Annotated in this window: 1 pseudogene; it reads right to left on the bottom strand. The window is 45.9% G+C overall.

The window, feature by feature from the left end:
• Positions 1-140: 140 nt before the first annotated feature.
• Positions 141-783, bottom strand: a pseudogene (locus EII32_RS11345) (IS1595 family transposase).
• Positions 784-904: the final 121 nt, after the last annotated feature.

The following is a 904-nucleotide window of genomic DNA, read 5'->3' as shown; positions in this document are numbered from 1 at the left end:
ACCCTGAACTGGGCGAAAAAACTGATCGCATCATCCGTCTACAACACGGCAAAATCCAAGGCTAGCTATATATACCAGCCCCCCCAAAAAATGGCACAGGATTTTTCTCTTAATTCTTTGAGGGCTGAAGTAGATTAGCCCTAAATCCCCCACCAAGTCCGCAGGATTTTCAACTGCTGGCTTGGTGTTCCAAAATTGAAACGGAACTCGCATTCCTGCAAAAACAGCGAAAACGCTTTCCGGTCAATCCCATTGTACTTGCGTAACACCCGCTTCGCCTGATTGCAAAAATTCTCAATGCCGTTGATGTGGTTTTGCCGGTCGGCAAATGCCTTGCTGTGGTTAATCCTATGGTGGTGAAAACCGCTCACATCCAGTACGTCATAACTGCTCAGACTGTCCGTATAAACCACGCTGTCCGGCATGATCTTCTTCGTAATAACAGGAAATAAACTTTCCCTCTTGGCATTGTTCACCACAACGGTATAAACCTTGCCGCCGCGTTTGAGGATACCGAAAACCACCACTTTGCCTGCGCCTCCTCTGCCGCGTTTTCCTTTGCGCTTACCGCCGAAGTAACTCTCGTCCAATTCTAAAAACCTGGTCTGCCTGCAAAGCCAAATGATGACTGATAACGAGGCGGATTTTGCGGTAAAAGAGTATGGCGGTGTTAGGTTGGATACCTAAGATATCGGCAGCGGAACGTGCGGTTACTTCCGGCACAAAATATTCGAGCAGCTTTCTTTGTGTCGTCTTTTTTAATTTACAGTGGGTTATCTTAATTTTAGCAGCCTATCATGACTGCTAATCTACGTCAGCCCCAAGAAAAAAAGAAGGCTTACCAAGTTTAATGGAGTAAGCAAGGATTTTGAGCTGCGTTTGAAAAAATGTGCAGGTATAAAGC

Source organism: Prevotella sp. OH937_COT-195 (genome assembly GCF_003932845.1).
GTDB lineage: Bacteria > Bacteroidota > Bacteroidia > Bacteroidales > Bacteroidaceae > Prevotella.
This window is presented reverse-complemented; position numbering and strand designations above follow the sequence as displayed.